A 25,133-nucleotide genomic window follows, 5' to 3' on the forward strand; every position below is an offset into this window, starting at 1 on the left:
CTCTCCGTCGCAACTGGAAGTATCCGGGGGACGGTCAGGCCAGGTGGGCGTCGAGGAAGTTCTTCGCCTGCCGGACGGCCTTGCGCGATTCCGGTGTGAAGTACGGGAACATCTGGAACACGTGACCCTGGCCGGCCCACTCCTGCAGTTCCGAGGTGCCGCCGGCCGCCAGGATGTTGGCGTGGACGGCGCGGGCGTCGTCGGCCATCACTTCGCGTTCGCCGAACTGGATCAGGGTGTCGGGGATCGTCATGTCCGGCGTCAGGGCCACCCGCATCCGGGCGTGCGCCCCGGCGGCCCCGCCGACGTACATGCGGAGCAGGCGCCGCGCGGCGACGGCATCGATGTGCGGATCGCGCACGCCGGTGCGTTCGAGCGCGCAGGCCATGTCGAACGAGGGGTCGTACAGCGGGGAGATCAGCAGCATGGCGCGCGGCTGCGGCACCCCGTCACGATGATTGGCGGCGATGAGGTCCTGGGCCAGGTGGCCGCCTGCCGAATCGCCGGCGACGATGATCTGGTCGGCGGCGAAGCCACGGCTCAGCAGCCAGCGGTAGCCGCGGATCGCGTCGTCGCCGCCGGCCGGGAAGCGATGTCGCGGCCCCAGGCGGTAGTCGAGGCTGAACGCGCCGATGCCGCTGCGACGGGTCAGCCGAGCCACCAGTCCGCGGTGGGTCCGGGGCGAACAGATCAGATAGCCGCTGCCGTGCAGGTAGTACAGAATGCTGCGCCCGGAGGCGGGGTCGGGGATGCCGCCGCCGAAGCGGTCGGCCTCATGCACCCACTCGCCGCGCACCTGCCCGCCGTGGTGCCCGGCGCGGAACACGGTGGCGCGGGTGCCGCGGGGCACCGGACTGATGGCGGCCAGGGAGGTGTTGAGGGCGGGTCGGACGGTGGTCAGCGCGGCCGGACCGACCAGCGGAACACGGGTGACCACGCCCATCATCGGGCGTGCGGTGCGCCAGATGTAGCCGTTGAGGGTGCGGGCGCGCAGTGAGCCGCGCCCGGCCAGACCGTCGGAGATCTCTGTGCTGCTCACGGTGAGACGATACGACGAATCTGCCTCATTACGGGCCGGTTTCGCGGCGATGACCACTCGATTTTGCGCGCGCCGAGGATGCCGTGGCACAATAAATTCACTGCGCTCGGCTTCGGTCGAGCGGGCCAGCAATGAAGCTGATCTCCCCGGCGGTGCGTTCGGCACTGATTCTTCCGGGACTTCTCCAGTACGTATGAGTGCGCAGCGTGGCGTACGGAGTAGGCAGATCCATGATGCACTTGCCGGGGCCCGTCGGGCTCTACGATCCGATCAACGAACACGACGCGTGCGGCGTCGCCTTCGTCGTCGACATGTACGGCCGTCGCAGCCGGGACATCGTCGAGAAGGCGATCACCGCGCTGGTGAACCTCGAACATCGCGGCGCCGCGGGTGCCGAGCCCAACACCGGCGACGGCGCCGGGATCATGCTGCAGGTTCCCGACCGGTTCCTGCGCGCCGTGGTCGACTTCGATCTCCCGCCGGAGGGCGAGTACGCCACCGGCATCGCCTTCTTGCCGCAGGCCGCCGACGACGTGGTCGACGCCATCGCAGGCGTGGAGAAGATCGTCGCCGCCGAAGGCCTGGTGCTGCTCGGATGGCGCGAGGTGCCGGTGGATGACGCCTCACTCGGCGCGCTGGCGCGCGATGCCATGCCGACCTTCCGCCAGGTGTTCATCGGCGGCGCCGCCGGTATGGACCTGGAACGGCGCGCCTACGTGGTGCGCAAGCGCATCCAGTACGAGCTGGGGGAGAAGGGCGCCGGCCAGGACGGCCCGGGCCGCGACACCGTGTACTTCCCGAGCCTGTCGGGCGCGACCATGGTGTACAAGGGCATGCTGACCACGCCGCAGCTGCGCGACTTCTACCTCGACCTGCAGGACGAGCGGGTGGAGAGCGCGCTGGGCCTGGTGCACTCGCGCTTCTCCACCAATACGTTCCCGTCGTGGCCGCTGGCGCACCCGTTCCGGCGGGTGGCCCACAACGGTGAGATCAACACCGTCACCGGCAACGAGAACTGGATGCGGGCCCGCGAGGCGCTGATCGACGCCGACGTCTTCGGCGCCGGTGCGGCCGACAAGATCTTCCCGGTGTGCACGCCGGGCGCGTCGGACACGGCCCGCTTCGACGAGGTGCTCGAACTGCTCCACCTGGGTGGTCGCAGCCTGCCGCACGCCGTCCTGATGATGGTCCCCGAGGCCTGGGAGCGCCACGAGGACATGAAGCCCGAGCACCGGGCGTTCTACGAGTACCACTCCGCCCTGATGGAGGCCTGGGACGGACCGGCGTCGGTGTGCTTCACCGACGGCACTCTGGTGGGCGCCGTGCTCGACCGCAACGGTCTGCGGCCGTCGCGCATCTGGGTCACCCGGGACGGTCTCGTGGTGCTCGGCTCCGAGGTGGGCGTGCTCGACATCGATCCCTCCGAGGTGGTCTCGCGGCAGCGTCTGCAGCCGGGCAAGATGTTCCTGGTCGACACCGCGCAGGGCCGCATCGTCGGCGACGAGGAGCTCAAGGACAGCCTGGCCGGCGAGCACCCGTACCAGCAGTGGCTCGACGAGAACCAGCTCAAGCTGGCCGATCTGCCGGAGCGGCCGAAGGTGTTCATGAACCACGATCGCGTGGCGCACCGGCAGCAGCTGTTCGGTTACACCACCGAGGATCTGCGCATGCTGGTGGCGCCGATGGCCGCCTCCGGCGCCGAGGCCATCGGGTCGATGGGCACCGACACCCCGATCGCCGTGCTGTCGGCACGTCCGCGGATGCTGTTCGACTACTTCCAGCAGCTGTTCGCCCAGGTGACCAACCCGCCGTTGGACGCCATCCGCGAGGAGATCGTCACCTCCCTCGGCCAGCGGCTCGGCGGGGAGCGCGACCTGCTCAATCCGGGCCCGGAGTCGGCCCGCCAGATCGTGCTGAGCCAGCCCATCCTGGACAACGAAGAACTGTCCCGGCTGGTCGACATCGACGCCGCCGCCACCGGCTTCCCGTCGGTGCACATCCACGGCCTGTACCCGGTGGCCGAGGGCGGCGCGGGTCTGCGTCGCGCCCTGGACGAGGTGCGCGCCCAGGTGTCGGCGGCCATCGCCGACGGCGCACGGATCATCGTGCTGTCCGATCGCGAGTCCAACGAGACGCTGGCGCCGATCCCGTCGCTGCTGATGACCGCCGCCGTGCATCACCACCTGGTGCGGGAGCGCACCCGGACGCGGGCCGGCATCGTCGTCGAATCCGGCGATGCCCGCGAGGTGCACCACATGGCGCTGCTGATCGCCTTCGGCGCGGTGGCGATCAACCCCTACATGGCTTTCGAGTCGATCGACGACATGGTCGATTCCGGGGTGCTGTCGGTGGACTACCCGACCGCGTGCGGCAACTACATCAAGGCCGCGGGCAAGGGCGTGCTCAAGGTGATGAGCAAGATGGGCATCTCCACCGTCCCGTCGTACAACGGTGCCCAGCTGTTCCAGGCCATCGGTCTGAGCCAGGGCATGGTGGACGAGTTCTTCACCGGCCTGCGCAGCCAGCTCGACGGCATCGGGCTCGACGAGCTGGCCGCCGAGGTGGCCGCACGGCACGAGCTCGCCTTCACCGAGCGGGCCTCCGAGCGCGCTCATCGCGAACTCGAAGTGGGCGGCGAGTACCAGTGGCGGCGGGAGGGGGAGTACCACCTGTTCAACCCCGAGACCGTGTTCAAGCTGCAGCACTCCACGCGCACCGGGCAGTACAGCGTGTTCAAGGAGTACACCAAGATGGTCGACGATCAGTCGGCCCGTCTGGGCACGCTGCGCGGGCTGTTCGACTTCAAGTTCGGCGACCGGGACCCGATCCCGATCGACAAGGTGGAGCCGGCCAGTGAGATCGTCAAGCGGTTCTCCACCGGCGCGATGAGCTACGGCTCGATCTCCGCCGAAGCGCACGAAACCCTGGCCATCGCCATGAATCGCCTTGGCGCACGGTCCAATTCGGGTGAGGGCGGGGAAGACCCGCGGCGTTTCATCCGGGACGAGAACGGCGACTTCCGGCGCAGCGCCATCAAGCAGGTGGCCTCGGGTCGGTTCGGCGTGACCAGCCACTACCTGACCAACTGCACCGACATCCAGATCAAGATGGCGCAGGGCGCCAAGCCCGGTGAGGGCGGCCAGCTGCCGCCGCACAAGGTGTACCCGTGGATCGCCGAGGTGCGTGGCAGCACGCCTGGCGTCGGCCTCATCTCGCCGCCGCCGCACCACGACATCTACTCGATCGAGGATCTCGCCCAGTTGATCCACGACTTGAAGAACGCGAATCCGGAGGCTCGGATTCACGTGAAACTTGTCTCCGAGCTGGGTGTGGGCACGGTGGCCGCCGGCGTCTCGAAGGCGCACGCCGACGTGGTGCTGATCTCCGGGCACGACGGCGGGACCGGCGCGAGCCCGTTGACCTCGCTCAAGCACGCGGGTGCGCCGTGGGAGATCGGGCTGGCCGAGACGCAGCAGACGCTGCTGCTCAACGGCCTGCGCGACCGGATCGTGGTGCAGGTGGACGGTCAGCTCAAGACCGGGCGCGACGTGATGATCGCGGCGCTGCTCGGCGGCGAGGAGTTCGGCTTCGCCACCGCGCCGCTGGTGGTCTCGGGCTGCATCATGATGCGCGTCTGCCACCTCGACACGTGCCCGGTGGGCGTCGCGACGCAGAATCCGCTGCTGCGCGAGCGCTTCACCGGTAAGCCGGAGTTCGTCGAGAACTTCATGCTGTACATCGCCGAAGAGGTTCGGGAACTGTTGGCGCGCTTGGGCTTCCGCACCCTGCAGGAGGCCGTGGGTCAGGTGGAGGCGCTCGACACCGGCAAGGCCATCGCGCACTGGGGCCAGGCGAAGGCCGGCAAACTCGACCTGTCGCCGATCCTGACGCAGCCGGAGTCGCCGTTCATGAACCAGGACCTGTACTGCTCCGGCACCCAGGACCACGGTTTGGACAAGGCTCTCGACAACGACCTGATCGAGAAGGCCCGCCCGGCCATCGAGTCGGGGACCCGCGTGCACATCGACACGCCCATCACCAACGTGAACCGGACGGTCGGCACCATGCTGGGCCACGAGGTGACCAAGGCCTACGGTGCCGCGGGTCTGCCCGAGGGCACCATCTCGGTGGCGCTCACCGGTTCGGCGGGCAACAGCTTCGGCGCGTTCCTGCCCTCCGGCATCACCATGCGGCTGACCGGCGACGCCAACGACTTCGTCGGCAAGGGCCTGTCCGGCGGCAAGATCGTGGTGTCCCCGTCGGTCGACGCACCCGCGGGCTTCCTCGCCGAAGAGAACATCATCGCCGGCAACGTCATCGGTTTCGGCGGCACCGCGGGCAAGATCTTCCTGCGCGGGGTGGCCGGTGAGCGGTTCTGCGTGCGGAACTCGGGCGTGCACGCCGTCGTCGAGGGCGTCGGTGATCACGGCTGCGAGTACATGACCGGCGGGCGCGTGATCGTGCTCGGCACCACCGGGCGCAACTTCGCGGCCGGCATGTCCGGCGGCGTCGCCTACGTCTACGACCCCAAGGGTGAGCTGGCCGGGAATCTCAACACCGAGCTGGTGGACCGGGAGGTTCCCGACGCCGACGACCTGGCCTACCTGCAGGCCATGCTCACCGAGCATCGAGACGAGACGCGGTCGCCGGTGGCGGCCAAGATCCTCGGCAACTGGGCCGTGGCCCAAACCAAGTTCGCGAAGGTCATGCCTCGCGACTACAAGAGAGTGCTTGTCGCCATCGACGTCGCCGAGCGCACCGGACGAGATGTGAACGAAGCGATCATGGAGGCGGCTCGTGGCTGATCCGAGAGGTTTTCTCAAGTACACCGAACGGGAGACGCCCACCCGGCGTCCCGTCGAACTTCGACTGCGTGACTTCCACGAGGTCTACAACAAGTTCGACAGCGGCACCCTGCAGAAGCAGGCGAGTCGTTGCATGGACTGCGGAATCCCGTTCTGCCACAACGGATGTCCCCTCGGGAACCTGATTCCCGAGTGGAACGACCTGGTGTTCCGCGGTCGCTGGGCCGACGGCATCGAACGACTGCACGCGACCAACAACTTCCCGGAATTCACCGGGCGGCTGTGCCCGGCGCCGTGCGAGGCCTCGTGCGTGCTGGGGATCAACGCTCCGGCGGTGACCATCAAGCAGGTGGAGGTGGAGCTGATCGAGAAGGCCTTCGCGGACGACTCGGTGGTTCCGGTGCTGCCGTCCGAACCCACCGGACGGTCGGTGGCCGTGGTCGGCTCCGGGCCGGCCGGACTGGCCGCCGCCCAGCAGCTCACCCGGGCCGGGCACGCCGTCACCGTCTTCGAGCGCGCCGACCGGATCGGTGGCCTGCTGCGGTACGGCATCCCCGAGTTCAAGATGGAGAAGCGGATCATCGACCGTCGTCTGGAGCAGATGACGGCGGAGGGCACCGTGTTCCGCACCGGCGTCAACGTCGGCGTCGACCTCACCGTGGAGGAACTGCGAGCCCAGTTCGACGCCGTGGTGTTGGCCAACGGCTCGACGATCGGCCGCGATCTGCCGATCCCGGGCCGCGAACTGACCGGCATCTACCAGGCCATGGAGTACCTGCCGCAGGCCAACCGCACCGCGGTGGGCGACGTGGTGCCCGACCAGGTGACCGCGGAGGGCAAGAAGGTCGTCATCATCGGCGGCGGCGACACCGGCGCCGACTGCCTGGGGACGGCGCTCCGCCAGGGTGCCGAGGTGGTCCACCAGTTCGAGATCATGCCGCGACCGCCGGCCGAGCGCGCCGAGCAGACCCCGTGGCCGCTGTACCCGCTGATGTACCGGGTGTCCTCGGCACACGAGGAAGGCGGTGAGCGCGTCTTCAGCGTCAACACCGAGCAGTTCCTCGGCGCCGACGGACACGTCACCGGGCTGCGTGCGCACGAGGTGCGGATGGTGGGCGGCCGGTTCGAGAAGGTGGAAGGCACCGACTTCGAGTTGGAGGCCGACCTGGTGTTGCTCGCGATGGGCTTCGTCGGCCCCGAGCGCGGCGATCTCCTGGACGAGTTGGGCGTCTCCTATGACCCGCGCGGCAACGTCGCGCGCGGCGAGGACTTCGGGGCCAACGGCGTCCCCGGAGTCTTCGTTGCCGGTGACGCCGGACGCGGGCAGTCGCTCATCGTGTGGGCCATCGCCGAAGGCCGCGCCGCGGCCGCCGGCGTCGACGAGTACCTGATGAGCAGCACCGAGCTCCCGGCTCCGATCGTGCCCACGCAGGTGGCGCAGCGCTGACGCGAGGGTTTCTCTACCGCCGCGCGGTAGAGCCGCGGGCGACCAGTTCCACCGGCAGGATTACGTCGGCGGGCCTGGTCGCCGGCTGGGCGAGGCTCTCCAGCAGCAGTCGGACGCCGACGGCGCCGATCTCGCGGGCCGGGGTGACCACCGTGGTCAGCGGGACCGGAAGCTGGGCCGCCACCGGGATGTCGTTGTACCCGACCAGGCCCAGCTGGTCGGGCACCGACAGGCCCCGATCGCGTGCGACGCCGAGGATGCCGATGGCGATGGAGTCGCTGGCGGCGAAGATCGCGTCGGGCGGGTCGGGGGCGTCCAGCAGACGGTGGGCGGCCTCGATGCCGCCGGCCACGTCGAACGCGGCATGCACGACGTGCTCGGGGGGCAGCGTGACGCCGGCGTCGGCCAGGGCGGCGACGAATCCGGCGAGGCGGTCGTTGCCGGTGGTGGCGTGCGGCGGTCCGCCCACCACGGCCGGGCGGCGGTAGCCGGAGTCGAGCAGGTGCCGGCCGGCGAGCATTCCGCCGCGGTGGTCGTCGCCCCCGACGTACGGCAGGCCCGAGTCGGCGTGCCGGTTCAGGGCGACGGTCGGCACGGTGAGACCGAGGTCGGCCACGAAGTCGGCGGCGGGGCCGTGCAGGCTGCTGAGCAGCAGTCCGTCGACCTGACGCCCGGTCAGCAGATCGATGGCGGCGCGCTGGTCGGCCGGATCGTCGGGCGGACTGCTGAGCAGCAGCGAATAGCCCGCGGTGCGTGCGGCCTCCTCGGCGCCCTGGTAGATGGTGGCCACCACGCCGTCGGTGAGGCGCGGCATCACCGCGCCGATGGTGGTGGTGCGTCGGGTGCGCAGGCTGGCCGCCCAGAGATTGGGCCGGTAGCCGAGTTCGTCGGCCACCGCGCGGATCCGCAACGCCGAGTCCGACCAGCCGTCGACCGGCTCGCTCTGACGCAGCACCCGCGACACCGTCGAGGTGTGCACCCCGGCGCGTTCGGCGATCTCCTTCATCGTCGGCGGGCGTGCGGTGCGCCTGGCTTCGGACATCTCGTGGACCTTCGGTTGGTGGGGATTGACCCGACGCCGGGACCCTGGTTAACCTCATTTCAACACGGTGCAATCGATTGCGCAAACGATTGTCGGGTCGGTGCGGCCGTGACCTCCGCTTCCGTATTCACGAAGGAACCCCCATGGCCGACACTCGCACCGTCACCGAACTCTTCGCCCTCGATTCGCTCCTGCACGACGACGAGCGGCAGATCCGCGACACCGTCCGGCAGTTCGGCGCCGAGCGGATCCGTCCGCACATCGCGGACTGGTTCGACGAGGCGCGTCTCCCGGCGCGGGAACTGGCCAAGGAACTCGGCGAGCTGGGCGTGCTCGGCATGCACTTGGAGGGCTATGGGTGCGCCGGGATGAGCGCGGTGACCTACGGGCTGGCCTGCCTGGAACTGGAAGCCATGGACTCAGGGATTCGCTCGCTGGTGTCGGTACAGGGGTCGCTGGCGATGTTCGCCATCCACCACTGGGGCAGCGAGGAGCAGAAGCAGCAGTGGCTGCCGCGGATGGCCGCGGGCGACGCCATCGGCTGCTTCGGCCTCACCGAACCGGACTTCGGTTCCGACCCCGGCGGGATGCGCACCCGGGCGGTGCGCGACGGCGGCGACTGGGTGCTCAACGGCACCAAGATGTGGATCACCAACGGGTCCATCGCCGATGTGGCCGTGGTCTGGGCCAACACCGACCTGGAGGAGGGTGCGCGCGGTATCCGCGGCTTCGTGGTGCCCACCGACACGCCCGGTTTCTCGGCCCCGGAGATCCGGGCCAAGATGTCCCTGCGCGCCTCGGTCACCTCGGAGCTGGTGCTGGAGGACGTGCGGCTGCCGGCCTCGGCCATGCTGCCGGAAGCGGCGGGGCTGCGCGGACCGTTGAGCTGCCTCAACGAAGCCCGGTTCGGCATCATCTTCGGCGCCATCGGCGCCGCGCGCGACTGCCTGGAGAGCGCCGTGGACTACGCGACCACCCGGCTGGTGTTCGACAAGCCGCTCGCGGCCTACCAACTGACCCAGGCCAAGCTCGCCGACATGGCGTTGGAAGTGGGCAAGGGGCACCTGCTGGCCTACCAGCTGGGGCGCCTCAAGGATGCGGGCGAGGTGGAGCCCGCGCAGGTGAGTCTGGGCAAGCTGAACAACTGCCGCGAGGCCATCAAGGTGGCGCGCGAATGCCGAACCATCTTGGGCGCCAACGGAATCACCCTCGCCTACCCGGCGATCCGGCACGCGAACAATCTGGAGTCGGTGCTGACCTACGAGGGCACCTCGGAGGTCCATCAGCTCAGTATCGGGCGCGCCCTCACCGGCGCCTCCGCGTTCCGGTGACCGCGTCGGTCGGCGCCCTCGACGGACTGGTGATCGCCGACTTCGGTCGCGTCCTCGCCGGGCCGTACGCCACGATGCTGCTCGCCGACCTCGGCGCCGAGGTGATCAAGATCGAACGGCCCGACGGCGGCGACGACACCCGCTCGTGGGGTCCGCCGTTCGCCGACGAGCAGGCCACGTACTTTCAGGCGGCCAACCGCAACAAGCGGTCGTGGGCGCTGAATCTGCGTGACGAGGCCGACCTCGCGGCCGCGCAGGCGCTGGCGGCCCGGGCCGACGTGGTGGTGGAGAACTTCCTGCCCGGCGCCATGGACCGGCTGGGGCTGGGCTATCGGGACGTGGCGCGGGTCAATCCCGGCGTCGTCTACTGCTCCATCACCGGCTTCGGCGGCCACAACGAACTGCCCGGCTACGACCTGCTGGTGCAGGCCGTCGGCGGCCTGATGAGGGTCACCGGACCCTCGCCGGACGAGCCGACCAAGGTGGGGGTGGCGCTGGTCGACGTGGTGACCGGCCTGCACGCGGCGGTGGGGATCCTGGCGGCGCTGCGCCATCGCGATGCGACCGGCGAGGGCCAGCGGGTGGAGGTGAACCTGCTGTCGTCGTTGCTGTCGGCACTGGTGAACCAAGCGTCGGGCTTCGTGGGCGCCGGAGTGGTCCCACGCGCCATGGGCAATCGGCACCCGAGCATCGCACCGTACGAGCTGCTGCCCACCGCCGATCGGGCGCTGGTGCTGGCCGTCGGCAATGATCGGCAGTTCGCCGCGCTGGCCGAGATGCTGGGTGCCGCGGAGCTGGCCGCCGATGCCCGGTTCGCCACCAACACGCAGCGGGTGGCGCACCGCGGCGAACTGCTCGAACGACTGACGGGGCTGCTGGCCGCCGATACCGCCGACGGCTGGTTCACCAGGCTCACCGCGGTCGGGGTGCCGTGCGGTCCGGTGAACGATCTCGCGGAGGCCTTCGCGCTCGCCGAGCGACTGGGCTTGGGTCCGATCGCCGAGATCGACGATCCGGGGCGGGACGGCCCGGTGCGGACCGTTGCGCACCCGATCACCTTCTCCCGGACCCCGGCGACCTATCGGACCGCACCGCCGGCGCTGGGCGAGCGATGAGGTCCGTCCCGGCTTCATGCCGTGCGCCGCAGTCTTGTGTGTTGCCGACGCCCGACCACGAAAGATCGCGACCGACCTCGCGAGGCGAGGTCGGTCGCGATCGTTCCGGCGTGGACTACTAGGTCAGATTGACCGTCACGCCGTCGGAGAACATGGAGTCGTGCAGCTCCAGGCTCTGCGCCGTGGCGCCCTTCGGCATATCGAAGACCAGCTTCACGTTGACGCTGTTGCCGGGGTTGATGCTGTCCCAGACAGCGATGTCGGTGTCGCCCAACGCGATCTGCGCGGAAGAGTCGCTCTCGAACGTGCGTCCCTGGCTGTCCTTCAGCTTCTGCTCGCTCGGGCTGAACGACTGCGGCTTGTCGCTGGTGTTGGAGACGGTGAGTGACACCACCACGAACTGGCCCTGGGCCTTCTCGGTGAGGTACGGGTTGTCGCCGACTTCCGAGAGCCCCGACTCGACACCGGTAACGGTGAACTCGAACTTGCCGTCGCGCACCGCGGTGTTCAGGCCGGCGGTCTTGCCCTTGTCGTTGCCCTTTCCTGCGTCACCCGAGGTGCTGGACGAGGAATCGGTGGAGTCATTGGCCGTTTCGCCCCCGCTGGTGGCGACGGCGACGATGACGATGAGCGCCACGATGCCGAGGAGGATCCACAACCACTTGCGGCTCTTCTTCTCGGGCGGTGGCGGCGGCGGGGGTGCGTAGTAGCCGGGAGGCGGGGTGCCGGGTGGGGGTGCAGTCGTCATGGCGTTTCCTTCGTGGTGCGGGCCAGAGAATGATCTGGAACATGCTGGAGGTTATGTGAAGGCTCGGACACTCAGCGCTTGTCGATCGTTCGAACGACACTGTGGCGGGGACGTGCGGCACGCCACAGGCGGCGCGCCGTGGACGTATCGCCGCGTAACACTTGGGGCTCTGAGCACGACATACTGGCCAAGAGCACATCCAGAGATTCCGGGGAGGGGTCGCATGTCATCGCCAGCCAGCGATCGGGGTCGACGACGGTCCGGGCGCGGAGTCGCCCGCAGTGTGTGGGGTCGACTCCGGGCACCGCGGTCGCTGGCCGCGGACCGTGAGCGCCTGGTCTCGACGGAAGAATTCCGCCGCCTGCGCCGCGCTGCTTGATCAGCGCCGCTGCACCCGATGAGACATTCGGGCACAGTGGAGGCGTGAAATCGGTCCTCGCCACCTTCCGTCGTTCTCCGAGACTCATCGTCGACGCGATCCGCGTCGCGACCCTTCGACAAGCCGTCGTGGCATTCTTGGTGGCCGGCGTGATGCTCCTCCTGGTCGGTCTGGCGACCGTGCTGATTCCGAATTCGGTGTTCACCCGGGAGATCCCGCCGACGGCGTGGAACTATCCGGTGTGGATCCTCACCGCGGTCCTGGCCGGTCTGCTCGCGGCGACCTATGTGACGAGCGGGGACGCACCCGCCGACGAGGACTCCGATCGCGAAGGTCGGTGGGGGATCGCCGGCGCCGTCCTCACCTGGTTCGCCGTCGGCTGCCCGGTGTGCAACAAGATCGCCCTGCTCGCGCTCGGCTACTCCGGCGCCCTGGCCTGGTTCGCGCCGCTGCAGCCGATCTTGGCGGCGCTCGCATTGCTGCTGCTGTGGTTCGCGCTGGCCCGACGACTCGAAGGCGCCCGCATGTGCGTCCTGCCTCCGGTGCCCGCCGACGCAGGCTCGACCGCCTAGATGTGATGTCCACCTAGACCGCGGCCCCCGCCCCGCGCCGCTCACCCATGTTCGCGCCGCTCACACACGTACGCGTCGGACGCGGTCGCCGCGAACGTACGTCTACCGACGCGGACGGCGAACCGGTCGCAACCAGCGGAAACCCACCTCGACGTGGTGGTCTGCGGGACCGTTTTTGTCGGGGGGTAGGTCTACCATGGTCCTAGAACACCAGAACTAGGAAAAGGTGTGCTGACTCGCTTGGGGAGGTGAGTGGCCGTGGCGCAGCGAACCGCATCCGCGTGGCCCGACGCCGACCTGACCAGTTGCGGCCTCCCTACTCCCGGCACCGACCTGGCGAACCTGCCCACCGCGTGCGTCGTCGGCGCGATCACCGCGGCCAAGAACGGCCACTGCTTCCTCGACTGGCAACTGTTTCAGTTCGCGCTGTCGCTGCACTCGCGTGTCTGCGCCTCGACGAGCGATCTCGTCGCGACCCAGAAGTCGCTGATCGATGCCGAAGCCCAGACGACGCTGGAATTGCAGATGAGTCTGGAGAGCACCGAGTACGCCGCCGAAGCGCTCCTCGCCGACGCCCTCGACGCTCGAGATCGACTGCCGCGCGTGTACGCGACAATGCGGCTGGGTCTGATCGACCGCGATCGCTTCCATCGGATCGCCCACGAGACTCGCTTGGTGGTCGACGAAGCCCTCATGAGACAGATCGACGCCCTGATCGCCGCCGAGATCACCGGCGCCCAGCGCGGCTACACATGGATCTCGGTTGCCAAGACCGGCGCGCTGGCCCGTCGGCTGGTCGCCGAGAACGATCCCGACGCCGTGCGCCGTGAACGCGAGGGCGCCAAGGACGGCCGCAGCCTCGGCCACCAGACCCTCGAAGCGGGGATGGCGCAACTGTTCCTCACCGCGACCGCGGAGGACGTGCGCCTCGCGCGGCAGATGCTCGACGCGGTGATCGCCGGCCGCTGCCCCGCAGACCCCCGCACCAAAACTCAAGCGCGCTCGGACGCGGCCATCGCGCTGCTGCAGCGCAAGCCGTTCACGTGCGCCTGCGACAGTGACGGCTGCACCGCGGCAATCAGCGACGTCGAACTCGACGCGCGCGCGGCCCGCATCGTCGTGCACGTCCTCTGCGACGCCACCACCCTCGAAGGTGGTGATAAGTGCGGCTACCTCGACGGGCACGGCCCGATATCAGCTGAGCACGTTCGGGAGATCGCCGCCCGCGGTGATGCCGTGATTCACCGGCACCGTCTCGATGACCTGCTGGCACCCAACCCTGCGAGTGCATCCGGCGCTGCGGAGCGTCCCGACGAGGCGGCGCTGCATCGACGAGCGCCCCGCTCCGACACCCCGGACGAGCGCCGGGGCGATGGCTCACGGCCCGAGGCCGGAAACGACGGACGACCGGCCGTCGTCATCGCCAAGACCGCTCTTCCGAGCGATCCGTACCGGCCGAATCTGCTCACCGACCTGATCGCGCGGTTCCTGTGGGGCACCTGCTCGATCCCGGGTTGCGAGCGCGCGGCGTTTTCGTGCGATCTGGACCATGTGGCCGAGTTCGACAACGTCCGTCCGGACCTCGGCGGGCCCACGTGCGTTTGCAACCTGTTGCCCAAGTGCCGCTATCACCATTTGGTGAAGACCAATCTGGAGGGCTTCGTCGACGACCTGTGGATCGACGAGGCTGGGCGCTACCACTCGAGCGTGACCACGCCCCTGGGCCAGACGGTGGAGGTGCTCGCACCCAACCAGTGGCTGATCCCGCGACTGGCCGACCTGCGCTGCACGCACCAGTTGGTCGGGGAGCGGGCGACCGGGACTGCGGGCGGCACCGTCGAGGATGCTCCGCGGCGGGCCCGCACCCGCACGGCGGCCAAGCACGCGCGACGTCGTGCCGAACGCAAGGCCAACCGGGAACGTCGCCTTGCCGAGCACTCCGATCCGGCGCCGGAACCCGAGCCCGCCGTCGACACCGTCGACGAGGACGACGACGAGCCGCCGTTCTAAGTGCTCGGAAAGCCCGCGATTAAGTCTGGCTGCCCGCGCGTACGCGTACGCGGATACCGCCGAGTTCCACCACGTCGCCGTCGTGCAGCTGCCGACCGCGGCGAGTCTCGAGTTCGTCGTTCACGGTGACGAGCTCATCGGCGAGGACCAGCTTGGCATCGGCACCCGTCTCAATGAGGTTGGCCAGCTTGAGGAACTGGCCCAGGCGGATGCTGTCGTCGCGAATCTCGATGTCGTCCACGCGGCCCATTGTGCCCGGTCCACGCGTGGTTCCCGGCGGTGACGTGTGTTACCGGGCGGTACAGTCAGGACGCCATCCGGCCTACACTCGGTGTCATGACCGCGATCGAATTCACGCCCACCGCTGACCTCGTCGACCAGATCGGCGACGATGTCCGCAGCTGCGACACCCAGTTCACCCAGTACGGCGGCAACCGCGAGTTCGTCGGAGTGGTGACGACCGTCCGCTGCTTCCAGGACAACGCCCTGCTCAAGTCGATCCTGTCCGAGCCCAATCCGGGCGGCGTACTGGTGATCGACGGTGCGGGCTCGCTGCACACGGCGCTGGTCGGCGACATCATCGCCGAACTGGGCCGCAGCAACGGATGGGTCGGCATCATCGCCCACGGCGCCATCCGCGACGCCAAGACGATCGGCACCATGGACATCGGTGTCAAGGCCCTCGGCACCAACCCGCGCAAGTCGTCCAAGACCGCCGCCGGTGAACGCGACGTTCCGGTGGAGCTGGGCGGCATCGTGTTCACCCCGGGTGACCACCTCTATTCCGACGACGACGGCATCGTCGTCGTGACGCCCTGATCCGACCCGGCTCGTTCCCACCTGATTTGGAGAAGAAGCATGGCTAAGCCCACCCCCGCGTATTTCAAGCGATTGGCCGCACTCGCGGCGATCGACGACCCGGCCGACCGCCCCGCCAAGCCGGTGCTGGAGGCGTTCAGCGGCGCCGAGATGGCCACCGTTCCGGTCGCCACCGTCGACGACCTGGTGCTCGCCGTGGAGCGTGCCCGCCTCGCGCAGCAGGACTGGGCCAAGCGGAGCACGGCCGAACGGGCCGCGGTGATCAACCGTTTCTCCGAGCTGGTGTACGACAACTCCGACGCGCTCATGGACATCGCGCAGGCCGAGACCGGCAAGGCGCGCATCTACGCCCAGGAAGAGGTCCTGGACGTGGCGCTGACCGCGCGCTACTACGGCACCCACGGCCCCAAGATGCTCGCCGAGCGCAAGGTGCCCGGCATGCTCCCCGGTGCCACCGACGTGCGGGTGCGCTACCAGCCCAAGGGCGTGGTCGGCGTGATCAGCCCCTGGAACTACCCGCTGACGCTCGCGGTCTCCGACGCGGTGGCCGCGCTGGTCGCCGGCAACGCCGTGGTGATCAAGCCGGACAGCAACACGCCCTACTGCGCCCTGGCGCTGGCCGAGCTGCTGTACCAGGCCGGACTGGCCCGCGAGCTGTTCGCGGTGGTGCCCGGACCGGGTTCGGTGATCGGGCAGGCCATCGTCGAGCACACCGACTACCTGATGTTCACCGGATCGTCGGCCACCGGGTCGCTGCTGGCCCAGCAGGCCGGTAAGCGCCTGATCGGCTTCTCCGCCGAGCTAGGCGGCAAGAACCCGCTGATCATCACCGCCGACGCCGACCTCGACCGCGCCGTCGAGGGTGCGGCCCGCGCCTGCTTCTCCAACTCCGGGCAGCTGTGCATCTCGATCGAGCGGATCTACGTCGACGCGTCGATCGCCGACGAGTTCAGCCGCAAGTTCGCCGACTACGTCGAGAACATGAACCTCGCGGCCACCTACGACCTGTCGGCCGACATGGGCTCGCTGGCTTCGGCCGATCAGATCAAGACAATGGAAGAGCACGTCGACGACGCCGTGACCAAGGGCGCCACGGTGCTGGCCGGCGGACGCAAGCGCGCCGACCTCGGACCGTTCTTCTACGCGCCGACGGTGCTGACCGGCGTCACCGACGACATGCTGTGCGCCCGCAACGAGACCTTCGGTCCGCTGGTGTCGATCTACCCGGTGTCCTCGGTCGACGAAGCCGTCGAGCGGGCCAACGACACCGAGTACGGGCTCAACGCCAGTGTCTTCGCCGGCAGCAGCGCCCTGGCCCAGCAGATCGCCGAGCGGCTGCGTGCGGGCACGGTGAACATCAACGAGGGCTACGCCGCGGCCTGGGGTTCGACCGCCGCGCCGATGGGCGGCATGGGCATCTCCGGTGTCGGCCGTCGCCACGGCGAGGAAGGCCTGCACAAGTACACCGAGCCGCAGACCATCGCCGCGCAGCGGTTCATCGGGCTCGACGGTATGGCGGGCGTGCCGCGCAACGTCTTCCTGAAGCTGACGCCGCTGGCGATCCGCACCCTGAAGTACCTGCCGGGCCGGTAGCCCGGGCCGTCGCCGTCGGCCGCGCTGATCTCAGGCGCGCCGGCGGCGGAGCACGGCCGCGAGCAGCACGAGGGCGGCCACCAGGGCCGCGACCATGCCGGGGGTGACGCGGTCGCCCGGAAGTTGCGTCGGCGAGGTGCGGCGCAGCTGTCGGAACAGGTCGCGGGCCGCGTCGGCCTGGGCGACGGAATCGTCGGTCGGGACGGGCGCGGGAACCGGCGCCGGAGCCTTTTCCGGTGCCTTCTCGGTAGCCTCGGCCTTCGGCGCCGGCGTCTTGGTTGCCGTCTTCTTCGCCGCCGTCTTCGTGGCCGCAGTCTTCTTCGCGGGGGCCTTCTTGGCGGGTGCCTTCTTCGCGGCGGTCTTCTTGGCGGGCGCCTTCTTGGCAGGAGCCTTCTTCGCCGCTGCCTTCTCCGCGGGCGCGTCGGCCGCGGGAGCCGGATCGGCGTCGTCGGGCTGACCGAAGGGCAGAGTGGGTTCGTTATCGGCCATCGGTGGGCGTCTCCTTACGGGTGGACGTTCAGGCGGGCGAGCAGATCGTTGTCGATCGCGGTCAGCTCACTGCCGATCGCTCGCTGCGCGGCGCGGCGCTGAGCGGGAGGCATGGTGTCGGCGGCGTCGGCGGCCACCACCAGATTGTTGAGGCGGCCGAGCATCGCGTTGACGAAGGCGGTCGATTCGGGGGTCGCGTCGGCCGCGCCCGCCTTGTGCACCGAGTCCTGGGCGGCAGCGATCCGCGCGCGCAGCGCGGCGCTGGGGCCGCCGAACTGGGTGAGAGTGGCGGCCGGAACCCCGGCGCGACGGGCCTGCAGCGCGGTGATCTCCGCGCGCGCGGCGATGGCGCCGCGGTACAGGATCGGGCCGGCGATCGGGGCGACGATGCGTCCCACGGTGAGGTAGCGGCGGATCTTCGCGGGGCTCAGGATGCCCTGCTTCTCGGCGGCCTTGGCTTGGGCGGCAATGGTTTTCGCTTCTGCGGCCGCGGTCTTCTGCTGGGCCTTGCCGGCGTTCTTCGTGGTCTTCCGCTCGGCCTTGTGGGCCTTCATGGCGTACTTGTGCTCGGCCTTGAGGGCCTTCTTGTGACGCTTGGCTTCCTCGTGGGCCCCGACCTTGGCTTCCAGCTGGACGCGAGTCTTGACGGCCTTCTCTTCAGCCTTACGAATCTTGGCTTCGGCCTTGCGCTGAACGCGTGAGGCCCGGCGGGACGACAAGAGACCCATGGTGTCCTTTCCTGCGGAAGACCGGCGCTTGACGCCTGACTGATACCAGCATTGCATAGTGTCATTAGGGGATGAGACGGTGGCGCGGCGTTGCCACATCGGTGATGCGGGGTTGGAGAGGTAGGCGGCAGGTGGGTTCAGCGGTCCTCGGTGCACGAGACCTGGCGGGGTGCGAGCACCGGTTGGCACTGGACTCGGCGGCACGTCAGACCGGCGACGGACCGGAGGTGCTGGAGTCTCCGGATGCGCGCCGCCGGATCGAGGCCGCGCAGGCCCACCGCGCCGAGGTGGTCAACACCCTCCGGGACCTGTTGGAGTCGCAGCCGACCACCGTCGTCACCATCGACCCGGACCTTCCCCGCCGGGAGCGCGCCGAGCTGACCATGCGTGCCTGCGCCGACGGCGTCGACTGGATCTTCACCGCGGTGCTCCCGACCGACGTCGAGGCCGGCCGTCGCGGACACGCCGAAGCGCTGATCCGGAGCGGCGCGGGATACGTACCGCTGATCATCGTGAACCATCGCATCACCACCCCGTCCAAGGTCGAGCGCGACCCGGACACCCCGGTCTCGGTGCAGACCAGTCCGCTGGGGCAGTGGCGGCCGGCTCCGGATGCCAAGCGCAGCGTCCGGAGCAACCGTCGCGACGCCCTCCGGTTGGCGCAGCTGGCCGCGATGCTCGAGGCCCAGGGCCTGGCGCCGTCACCGCGACGCGCGGACTGGGTGGGCGCGGTCATCGGGGTCGACGCCGATTGCATCCTCGCGGTGCCCCTCGAGTCGGTGATGGCGGAGTACGACGCGACGTTCGCTCGACGACGGGCCGTGGCCGCCGGGACGGTGGCCACGGCGCCCCGCCGGATCAACGAGTGCCGCAGCTGTGACTGGTGGCCGCAGTGCGAGGCCGAACTGGTCGCCGCCGACGACGTGAGTCTGGTGGTCGGCGGAACCGGCACCGCGGCGCTCACCGCCGCCGGGATCACCACGGTGGAGCAGCTGGCGGACTATCGGGGCGGCCCGCCCCAGGACTGGCCGGGCAACCTCGCCTTCCTGGACGCGGTGGTCGCGGCCAACTGCCGCCGCCTGGACGTTCCCCTGGTGCGGCGGCTCGACCGGCCGACGGTGTACCGCGCCGACGTCGAGGTGGACATCGACATGGAGAGCTACGGCGAACGCGGCGCCTACCTGTGGGGCACGCTGCTGACCGATCGCTCGGCACCCGAGCGCACCGCCCAGTACCTGCCGTTCGTCACCTGGGATCCGCTGCCGACCTTCGACGAGGGGCACGCCTTCGGGCGCTTCTGGTCGTGGCTCACCGAACGCCGTCGGCTGGCCCGCGAGGCCGGTAAGACCTTCGCCGCCTACTGCTACTCCGAACAGGCCGAGAATCGGTGGCTGCGCGCCAGCGCGGACCGCTTCGCCGGGCTGCCCGGGGTGCCCACGCGCGCCGAGGTGGACGCCTTCATCGCCTCCGACGAGTGGGTGGACATCTACGTCGCGGTGAACCACAACTTCATCTGCCCCAACGGGAAGGGCCTCAAACGCATCGCGCCGGTGGCCGGGTTTGCCTGGGACGACGCCGAGGCCAGCGGGGAAGCGTCGATGGAGTGGTACGCGGCCGCCGTGGGTCTGGACGGGGGCGTCGTCGATGCGAGCCAGCGGGACCGGCTGCTGCGCTACAACGAGGACGACGTGCAGGCCACCAAGGTGCTGCGCGAGTGGCTCAGCTCGGAGCAGATCCTGCGCCTGCCGACGGTCGCCGACCTCCTCGACTGACCCTCAGGGCAGCGGCACCGGCTGCTCGACCCGGCGGGCCGCGGCCTCGCGCGCTCGACGCCGACGGGTTGCGACGATCACCGCGGCACCGATCGCGAGGAGCGCGGCCACCGCGGCGAGCGTGCCGATCAGCAGCGGCAGCGAGGCGCCGACCAGGCCCTCCACCAGCAGCCAGACCGCGAAACCGAAGAACAGCGCGGCGGCGATCAGGGCGATGAGCCGTTCGGGCAGATGCTTGCCCAGGAGGCGACCCACCACGATGGCGACGGCGTCGGCGGCGACCATGCCCAGCGTGGAACCGATCCAGATGCCGAGCCAGTTGTTGTCGGTGGCCAGCGTGATGGTGGCGAACATCGTCTTGTCGCCCAGCTCGGCCAGCATGAACGCGCTCATCACGGCGAGGAAGACCGAGCCGCTCACGCGCGCGGCGCGCGAGGTCTCGTCGTCGGTCAGCTCGTCGCCGCGCAGCGTCCACAGGGCGAAGGCGAGCATGGCCAGGCCGCCGGCGATGGACATCATGTCGGCGGGGATCGAGGCGCCCAGGAAGTGCCCGAAGAACACCGACACCGCGTGCACCGCGGTGGTGGCGACCAGAATCGCGCCCAGCACCACCCACCAGCGGTACCGCAGGGCGTAGGTCAGGGCCATCAGCTGCGACTTGTCGCCCAGTTCGGCGACGAAGATCACGCCGAACCCGAGGATTGTCGCTGCGATCATGAAGGCCAGGCTAGGCACGCGCGCGAGCCGGTTGCAACACTCGTCGCGGCCGCATCATCGCAGGTCCCAGGGCCAAAACCGGAGTTTCGGGCACCCGGTTCGGTCGGCGTCGGTGCTCCGGCGCTTTGCGGGCCGGTGGTGAGGACCAGGCACAATGGCCGGGTGACGTCCCCAACTACCGATCTGCGTGCGCGCCCGATCGCCGGTCCGCTGCGTCCGCTGGAGATCGCGATCGTCGCGATCCTGTCCGGTCTGACCGTGGTGGCGGTGGTGGTGGCCGCGGTGATCCCGATGGCGACGGCCGCCGGGCTGTTCGCACCCGTGCCGATCGCCCTGATCGCCGCCCGCACCCGACCGCGTGCCGTGCTGGCCGCCTCGGTCACCTCCACCGCTGTCACGTTCGCCGTGGCCGGCATGGGTGCGGCGCTGTCGGTGCTGGCCGCGGCGGTGGTCGGTGGAGTGGTGGGCGAGGTGAAGCGTCGCGGCGGCGGTGCCGTGGTGCTCACGGCGGCGTCGTTGATCGTCGCGCCGGTGCTCGCCTCGGTCTCGGTGCTGGTGCTGTGGGTGCTGGTGCCGCTGCGCGAGCTCGCGCTGGAGATGCTGAAGAACCTCATCGAAGGCTTCGGCAAGGCCGTGGTGTGGGTCGGCGAGCGGTTCGGCGCCGACATCACCGGGGTGGGCGACTGGTTCAAGGGGCTGGCCACCAACATCGTCGACAACTGGTGGATCTGGCTGTGGGTGTCGGGCACCGTCGGTTCGCTGCTGTCGCTGCTGGTGGCGTGGTGGATCCTCAAGGGCGTGGTGAACCGGCTGGCTCACATCAAGATGCAGGACACCCTCGAAGCGCACCGCGATCTGCGGGCCGAGGAGGCGGTGGATCCGCTCCCGCTGCGCATGGTGGGCGTGGGCTACCGCTACCCGGGCACCGAGGTGGACGTCCTCGCCGGCATCGATCTGACGCTGATCCAGGGCGAGTTCGTCGCCGTGGTGGGGGCCAACGGATCGGGCAAGTCGACGCTGTCCAAGCTGCTGGCCGGCACGCCCGCGACCATCGGCATCATCGACCGACCGGGCGATCCCGGGCTCGGTCGCCGCGGCGGCACCGCCATGGTGCTGCAGCGTCCCGAAGCCCAGATGCTCGGCTCCCGCGTGGCCGACGACCTCGTGTGGGGGCTGCCCGCCGACCAGGAGGTCGACGTCGACGGCCTGCTCGCCGAGGTGGGTCTGACCGGCCTGGCCGAGCGCGAGACGTCGGACCTGTCCGGTGGGCAGCAGCAGCGGCTGGCGCTGGCCGCCGCGCTGGCCCGCGAACCCCGCCTGCTGATCGCCGACGAGGTCACCTCGATGGTGGATCCGGAGGGGCGCCGCGAACTCATCGAGATCCTCGCCGACCTGCCGCGCCGCCGCGGCATCACCGTCGTGCTGATCACCCACCGCGATGTGGAGGCCCGATCGGCCGACCGCGTGATCCACCTGGAGGCGGGGCGGATCGTGACCCATCATCCCGAGTGGATGCGGCCGGAGGCGCACACACCGGTGCTGCCCGCCGTCCACGACGGCGAACCGCTGCTGGAGGTCGACGACGTCTCGCACACGTATCTGGCGGGCTCGCCATGGGAGGTCACGGCGCTGCACCGGGTGGACCTGGTGGTCAACCGCGGCGACGGTGTCCTCATCGTCGGCGGCAACGGCTCGGGCAAGACCACTCTGGCCTGGATCATCGCCGGGCTGATCGAGCCCAGCAGGGGAGAAGTGCTGCTGGAGGGCACCCCGATGACCGAGCAGATCGGCAGCGTCGGCCTGGGCTTCCAGCACGCCCGGCTGCAGTTGCAGAAGACCACGGTGAGCGAAGAGATCATGGCCGTCGGCGGCGAATCGGTGGGCACCACCGAGGTGGCCCGCGTGCTCGACCTGGTCGCCCTGCCGCGGGAGATCGCCGCCCGCCGCGTCGACTCGCTCTCCGGCGGCCAGATGCGGCGCGTGGTGCTGGCGTCGCTGGTCTCCTCCGAGCCGAAGGTGCTGGTGCTCGACGAACCGCTGGCCGGACTGGATCCGGGCGCCCGCGAAGAGGTCCTCGACGTCCTCGCCGGGCTGCGGCACCGCGGCATCACCATCGTGATCATCTCGCACGACCTGGAGGCCCTCGACCGCGTCTGCAACCGGCGAGTGGAACTGGTCGACGGCACCCTGGAGGCACGACGATGACCCTGCGCACCCCGCCCCTGCGGCAACTGCCGGGCGACTCGGTGATCCACCGCCTGTGGGCCGGCACCAAACTGATCATCGTGCTGGTCCTGGGCATCATGACCTGGGTGCTGCCCACCTGGCCGAGTCTGGGTTTCGTGGCGCTGTTCGTGGTGATCTTCGCCGTGCTGGCCGGCATCCCGCTGGGCGCGATCCCGCGGCCGCCGTGGTGGTTCTGGGGCCTGATGGGGATCGGCATGGCGGTGACCGCGGTGTCCGCTGGCGGCTCGGGCGTGCTGGTGTTCCTGCGCGGTACGGCGCTGGGGCTGATCGTGCTGGCGATGAGCATCATGGTGGTGTGGACGACGCCGATGGCCGAGATCGCTCCGGCGATCGCCCGCCTGATGACTCCGCTGCGGTGGCTGCGCCTGCCCGTCGACGAATGGGCGGTCTGCATCGCGCTGTCGTTGCGCGGTCTCCCGCTGCTCATGGAGGAGATGCGGATGTTGCGCGCCTCGTACCGCCTGCGGCCCAAGTCGAACGCCAACTCCGGGCATCCGTCCGCCGAGATGTCGATCATCGACATGGTGGTGGCGGCGATGAGTTCGGCGATGCGCCGGGCCGCGGAGATGGGCGAGGCGATCACTGCGCGCGGCGGCACCGGGCGGCTCACCGCCTATCCGTCGCGGCCGGGCCGGGCCGACGCCGTCGCGTTGGGGCTGACGGCGCTGGCGTGCGCCGCTGCGATCACCCTGACCGTTCTGCTCTGACCCGTCGGACTCCGACTCGTCGGGCCTGTCTCGGATGCGCCGACGGCGGCCACCCCGGTGGGGGTGACCGCCGTCGGTCGTTCTGCGATGGAGCCGATCAGGCGGGGACGATGAGGCCCTTGCCCGCCGTGGTGGCGCGCGCGTAACGCTCGGCGGCGTCGTCCCAGTTGACGACGTTCCACCAGGCCTTGACGTACTCCGGCTTGACGTTCTGGTAGTCCAGGTAGAAGGCGTGCTCCCACATGTCCAGCATGACCACCGGGATCAGGGCGGCGGAGGTGTTGCCGCTCTGGTCGGTCAGCTGCTGGATCACCAGGCGGTTGCCGATGGTGTCGTAGCCGAGGATGGCCCAGCCGCTGCCCTGCAGCGTGGTGGCCGCAGCGGTGAAGTGCGCCTTGAACGCCTCGAAGCCGCCGAAGTCGGTGCCGATGGCCTCGGCCAGGGCGCCGGTGGGCTCGCCGCCGCCGTTGGGCGACAGGTTCTTCCAGAAGATCGAGTGGTTGGTGTGGCCACCGAGATGGAAGGACAGGTTGGCCGAGAGTCCGTAGACCTTGCCGGCGATGTCCCCGGCTTCGCGCGCGTCGGCCAGCTTCTCCAGGGCGGTGTTCGCGCCGGCGACGTAGGTGGCGTGGTGCTTGCTGTGGTGCAGCTCCATGATCTTGCCGGAGATGTGCGGCTCCAGGGCGCCATAGTCGTAATCGAGTTCGGGCAGGGTGTAGTCAGCCACGATCTTCCTCTCTTCGGTTGTATTTCCGGATCAGGTCCATTTTCTACACTTCCCCACCCGGGGGAGGTTCGCAAGTGGCCGCGCGAGGCTGGTAGACGGCCGCTTCTTCCGTACCCTGGATGCATGAGCCTCTTCGATCGGATCATGGCCGCAGCCGACGTCAAACGCGTCATGGTGAGTCGGGCCGAGGCCTTGCCCGGTCGCGACGCGACGATGCCGATCCCCGCCGAGCACGCGGTGCTCGGGCATCCGCTCCGCGGCGGGGCCGCGGCGGACGGGACCTACGCCGCGGGCGGCCTCGGGACGTGGCCGTCGCCGCTGCACACCATCGTGCTGGCGGGCGGCTGTTTCTGGGGTGTGGAGGAGATCTTCTGGCAGGTGCCGGGCGTCTATACGACGGCCGTCGGTTATGCCGGTGGCTACACCCCGAACCCGACGTACGAGGAGGTCTGCACCGCGCGGACCGGCCACACCGAGGCGACCCTGGTGGTGTTCGATCCCACGCAGGTGAGCGTGGACGAGCTGCTGGCGCTGTTCTTCACCACCCACGACCCGACGCAGGAGATGCGGCAGGGCAACGACGTGGGCACGCAGTACCGGTCGGCGATCTACACCGCCACCGCCGCCGACGCGCAGACGGCGGAGGCGGCGGCCGAGCGCTTCGCCCCGGTGCTGGCGGCCGCCGGTTACGGTCCGATCACCACCGAGATCGGAGAGTTGACCGGGGTGGGCGACGGCCGGTTCTACTACGCCGAACCGATGCATCAGCAGTACCTGCACCACAATCCGCACGGCTACCGCTGCCATGCGGCGACCGGACTGACCTTCCCCGCCGCGGACTGAGCG

20 protein-coding genes are annotated in these 25,133 nt (G+C 69.6%); 12 read left to right on the forward strand and 8 right to left on the reverse strand.

Going from position 1 to position 25,133, the window contains the following annotated elements; all coding sequences use genetic code 11:
- Nucleotides 1-34 precede the first annotated feature (34 nt).
- Nucleotides 35-1,039, reverse strand: coding sequence for an alpha/beta hydrolase (locus tag ACFFJD_RS14960; RefSeq protein ID WP_382365556.1), 1,005 nt, complete (start codon nt 1,037-1,039; stop codon nt 35-37).
- 230 nt (nt 1,040-1,269) lie between these two features.
- Between ACFFJD_RS14960 and gltB the strand changes: the two genes are divergently transcribed.
- Nucleotides 1,270-5,844: a glutamate synthase large subunit gene (gltB, locus tag ACFFJD_RS14965; protein WP_382365558.1), complete on the forward strand. Its 4,575-nt coding sequence runs from the start codon at nt 1,270-1,272 to the stop codon at nt 5,842-5,844.
- The gene (locus tag ACFFJD_RS14970; RefSeq protein WP_382365560.1) at nt 5,837-7,291 is read left to right on the forward strand and encodes a glutamate synthase subunit beta; all 1,455 of its coding nucleotides are present in this window, start codon (nt 5,837-5,839) and stop codon (nt 7,289-7,291) included. Before gltB ends, ACFFJD_RS14970 begins: the two co-directional genes overlap by 8 nt.
- A 13-nt stretch (nt 7,292-7,304) precedes the next feature.
- On the opposite strand, the gene ACFFJD_RS14975 is transcribed toward ACFFJD_RS14970, so the two are convergent.
- On the reverse strand, nt 7,305-8,333 hold the full coding sequence (locus ACFFJD_RS14975) for a LacI family DNA-binding transcriptional regulator (RefSeq protein WP_382365562.1): 1,029 nt from the start codon (nt 8,331-8,333) through the stop codon (nt 7,305-7,307).
- Between the two features lie 143 nt (nt 8,334-8,476).
- Between ACFFJD_RS14975 and ACFFJD_RS14980 the strand changes: the two genes are divergently transcribed.
- Nucleotides 8,477-9,664, forward strand: coding sequence for an acyl-CoA dehydrogenase family protein (locus ACFFJD_RS14980; RefSeq protein ID WP_382365564.1), 1,188 nt, complete (start codon nt 8,477-8,479; stop codon nt 9,662-9,664).
- Nucleotides 9,661-10,779 carry a CaiB/BaiF CoA transferase family protein gene (locus tag ACFFJD_RS14985; RefSeq protein ID WP_382365566.1) on the forward strand — a complete coding sequence of 373 codons (1,119 nt, stop codon included), beginning with the start codon at nt 9,661-9,663 and terminating at the stop codon, nt 10,777-10,779. The genes ACFFJD_RS14980 and ACFFJD_RS14985 overlap by 4 nt, the downstream gene beginning before the upstream one ends.
- Before the next feature lie 118 nt (nt 10,780-10,897).
- On the opposite strand, the gene ACFFJD_RS14990 is transcribed toward ACFFJD_RS14985, so the two are convergent.
- Nucleotides 10,898-11,527, reverse strand: coding sequence for a DUF4352 domain-containing protein (locus ACFFJD_RS14990; protein ID WP_382365568.1), 630 nt, complete (start codon nt 11,525-11,527; stop codon nt 10,898-10,900).
- Nucleotides 11,528-12,034: 507 nt separating this feature from the next.
- Between ACFFJD_RS14990 and ACFFJD_RS14995 the strand changes: the two genes are divergently transcribed.
- Together ACFFJD_RS14995 and ACFFJD_RS15000 are read left to right on the forward strand one after the other, a co-directional pair.
- Entirely contained in the window at nt 12,035-12,478 is a 444-nt protein-coding gene (locus ACFFJD_RS14995; RefSeq protein WP_382365570.1) for a hypothetical protein, read from the forward strand.
- Nucleotides 12,479-12,736: 258 nt separating this feature from the next.
- A complete protein-coding gene (locus tag ACFFJD_RS15000) occupies nt 12,737-14,488 on the forward strand; it encodes a DUF222 domain-containing protein (RefSeq protein WP_382365572.1) in 1,752 nt (583 codons plus the stop codon).
- A gap of 19 nt (nt 14,489-14,507) precedes the next feature.
- On the opposite strand, the gene ACFFJD_RS15005 is transcribed toward ACFFJD_RS15000, so the two are convergent.
- Nucleotides 14,508-14,738, reverse strand: a complete 231-nt coding sequence (locus ACFFJD_RS15005) for an RNA-binding S4 domain-containing protein (protein ID WP_382365574.1) — start codon at nt 14,736-14,738, stop codon at nt 14,508-14,510.
- Nucleotides 14,739-14,824: 86 nt separating this feature from the next.
- Between ACFFJD_RS15005 and rraA the strand changes: the two genes are divergently transcribed.
- A complete protein-coding gene (rraA, locus tag ACFFJD_RS15010; RefSeq protein WP_382365576.1) occupies nt 14,825-15,307 on the forward strand; it encodes a ribonuclease E activity regulator RraA in 483 nt (160 codons plus the stop codon).
- A 39-nt stretch (nt 15,308-15,346) separates the two neighbouring features.
- A complete protein-coding gene (locus tag ACFFJD_RS15015) occupies nt 15,347-16,900 on the forward strand; it encodes a succinic semialdehyde dehydrogenase (RefSeq protein ID WP_382365578.1) in 1,554 nt (517 codons plus the stop codon).
- A gap of 30 nt (nt 16,901-16,930) precedes the next feature.
- Here the strand turns inward: ACFFJD_RS15015 and ACFFJD_RS15020 are convergent, their stop codons facing one another.
- Both ACFFJD_RS15020 and ACFFJD_RS15025 read right to left on the reverse strand, forming a co-directional pair.
- The gene (locus tag ACFFJD_RS15020) at nt 16,931-17,389 is read right to left on the reverse strand and encodes a hypothetical protein (protein ID WP_382365580.1); all 459 of its coding nucleotides are present in this window, start codon (nt 17,387-17,389) and stop codon (nt 16,931-16,933) included.
- A 14-nt stretch (nt 17,390-17,403) separates the two neighbouring features.
- Nucleotides 17,404-18,117: a DUF6474 family protein gene (locus ACFFJD_RS15025; protein ID WP_382365582.1), complete on the reverse strand. Its 714-nt coding sequence runs from the start codon at nt 18,115-18,117 to the stop codon at nt 17,404-17,406.
- Nucleotides 18,118-18,248: 131 nt separating this feature from the next.
- Between ACFFJD_RS15025 and ACFFJD_RS15030 the strand changes: the two genes are divergently transcribed.
- A complete protein-coding gene (locus ACFFJD_RS15030; protein WP_382365584.1) occupies nt 18,249-19,889 on the forward strand; it encodes a TM0106 family RecB-like putative nuclease in 1,641 nt (546 codons plus the stop codon).
- A gap of 3 nt (nt 19,890-19,892) precedes the next feature.
- Here ACFFJD_RS15030 and ACFFJD_RS15035 read toward each other — a convergent pair whose 3' ends face one another.
- The gene (locus ACFFJD_RS15035) at nt 19,893-20,606 is read right to left on the reverse strand and encodes a TMEM165/GDT1 family protein (protein WP_382365586.1); all 714 of its coding nucleotides are present in this window, start codon (nt 20,604-20,606) and stop codon (nt 19,893-19,895) included.
- Nucleotides 20,607-20,768: 162 nt separating this feature from the next.
- Here ACFFJD_RS15035 and ACFFJD_RS15040 point away from each other — a divergent pair, with 162 nt between their 5' ends.
- Nucleotides 20,769-22,811 carry an ABC transporter ATP-binding protein gene (locus ACFFJD_RS15040; protein ID WP_382365588.1) on the forward strand — a complete coding sequence of 681 codons (2,043 nt, stop codon included), beginning with the start codon at nt 20,769-20,771 and terminating at the stop codon, nt 22,809-22,811.
- A complete protein-coding gene (locus tag ACFFJD_RS15045; RefSeq protein ID WP_382365590.1) occupies nt 22,808-23,560 on the forward strand; it encodes an energy-coupling factor transporter transmembrane component T family protein in 753 nt (250 codons plus the stop codon). The genes ACFFJD_RS15040 and ACFFJD_RS15045 overlap by 4 nt, the downstream gene beginning before the upstream one ends.
- A gap of 97 nt (nt 23,561-23,657) precedes the next feature.
- On the opposite strand, the gene ACFFJD_RS15050 is transcribed toward ACFFJD_RS15045, so the two are convergent.
- Nucleotides 23,658-24,287 (reverse strand): superoxide dismutase, encoded by a 630-nt coding sequence (locus tag ACFFJD_RS15050; protein ID WP_382365592.1) that lies wholly within the window; start codon nt 24,285-24,287, stop codon nt 23,658-23,660.
- A gap of 123 nt (nt 24,288-24,410) precedes the next feature.
- Here ACFFJD_RS15050 and msrA point away from each other — a divergent pair, with 123 nt between their 5' ends.
- The gene (gene msrA, locus ACFFJD_RS15055) at nt 24,411-25,130 is read left to right on the forward strand and encodes a peptide-methionine (S)-S-oxide reductase MsrA (protein ID WP_382365594.1); all 720 of its coding nucleotides are present in this window, start codon (nt 24,411-24,413) and stop codon (nt 25,128-25,130) included.
- The last annotated feature ends 3 nt before the right edge of the window (nt 25,131-25,133 follow it).

The sequence above is a fragment of the Gordonia phosphorivorans genome, from assembly GCF_042432625.1.
Lineage (GTDB): Bacteria > Actinomycetota > Actinomycetes > Mycobacteriales > Mycobacteriaceae > Gordonia > Gordonia phosphorivorans.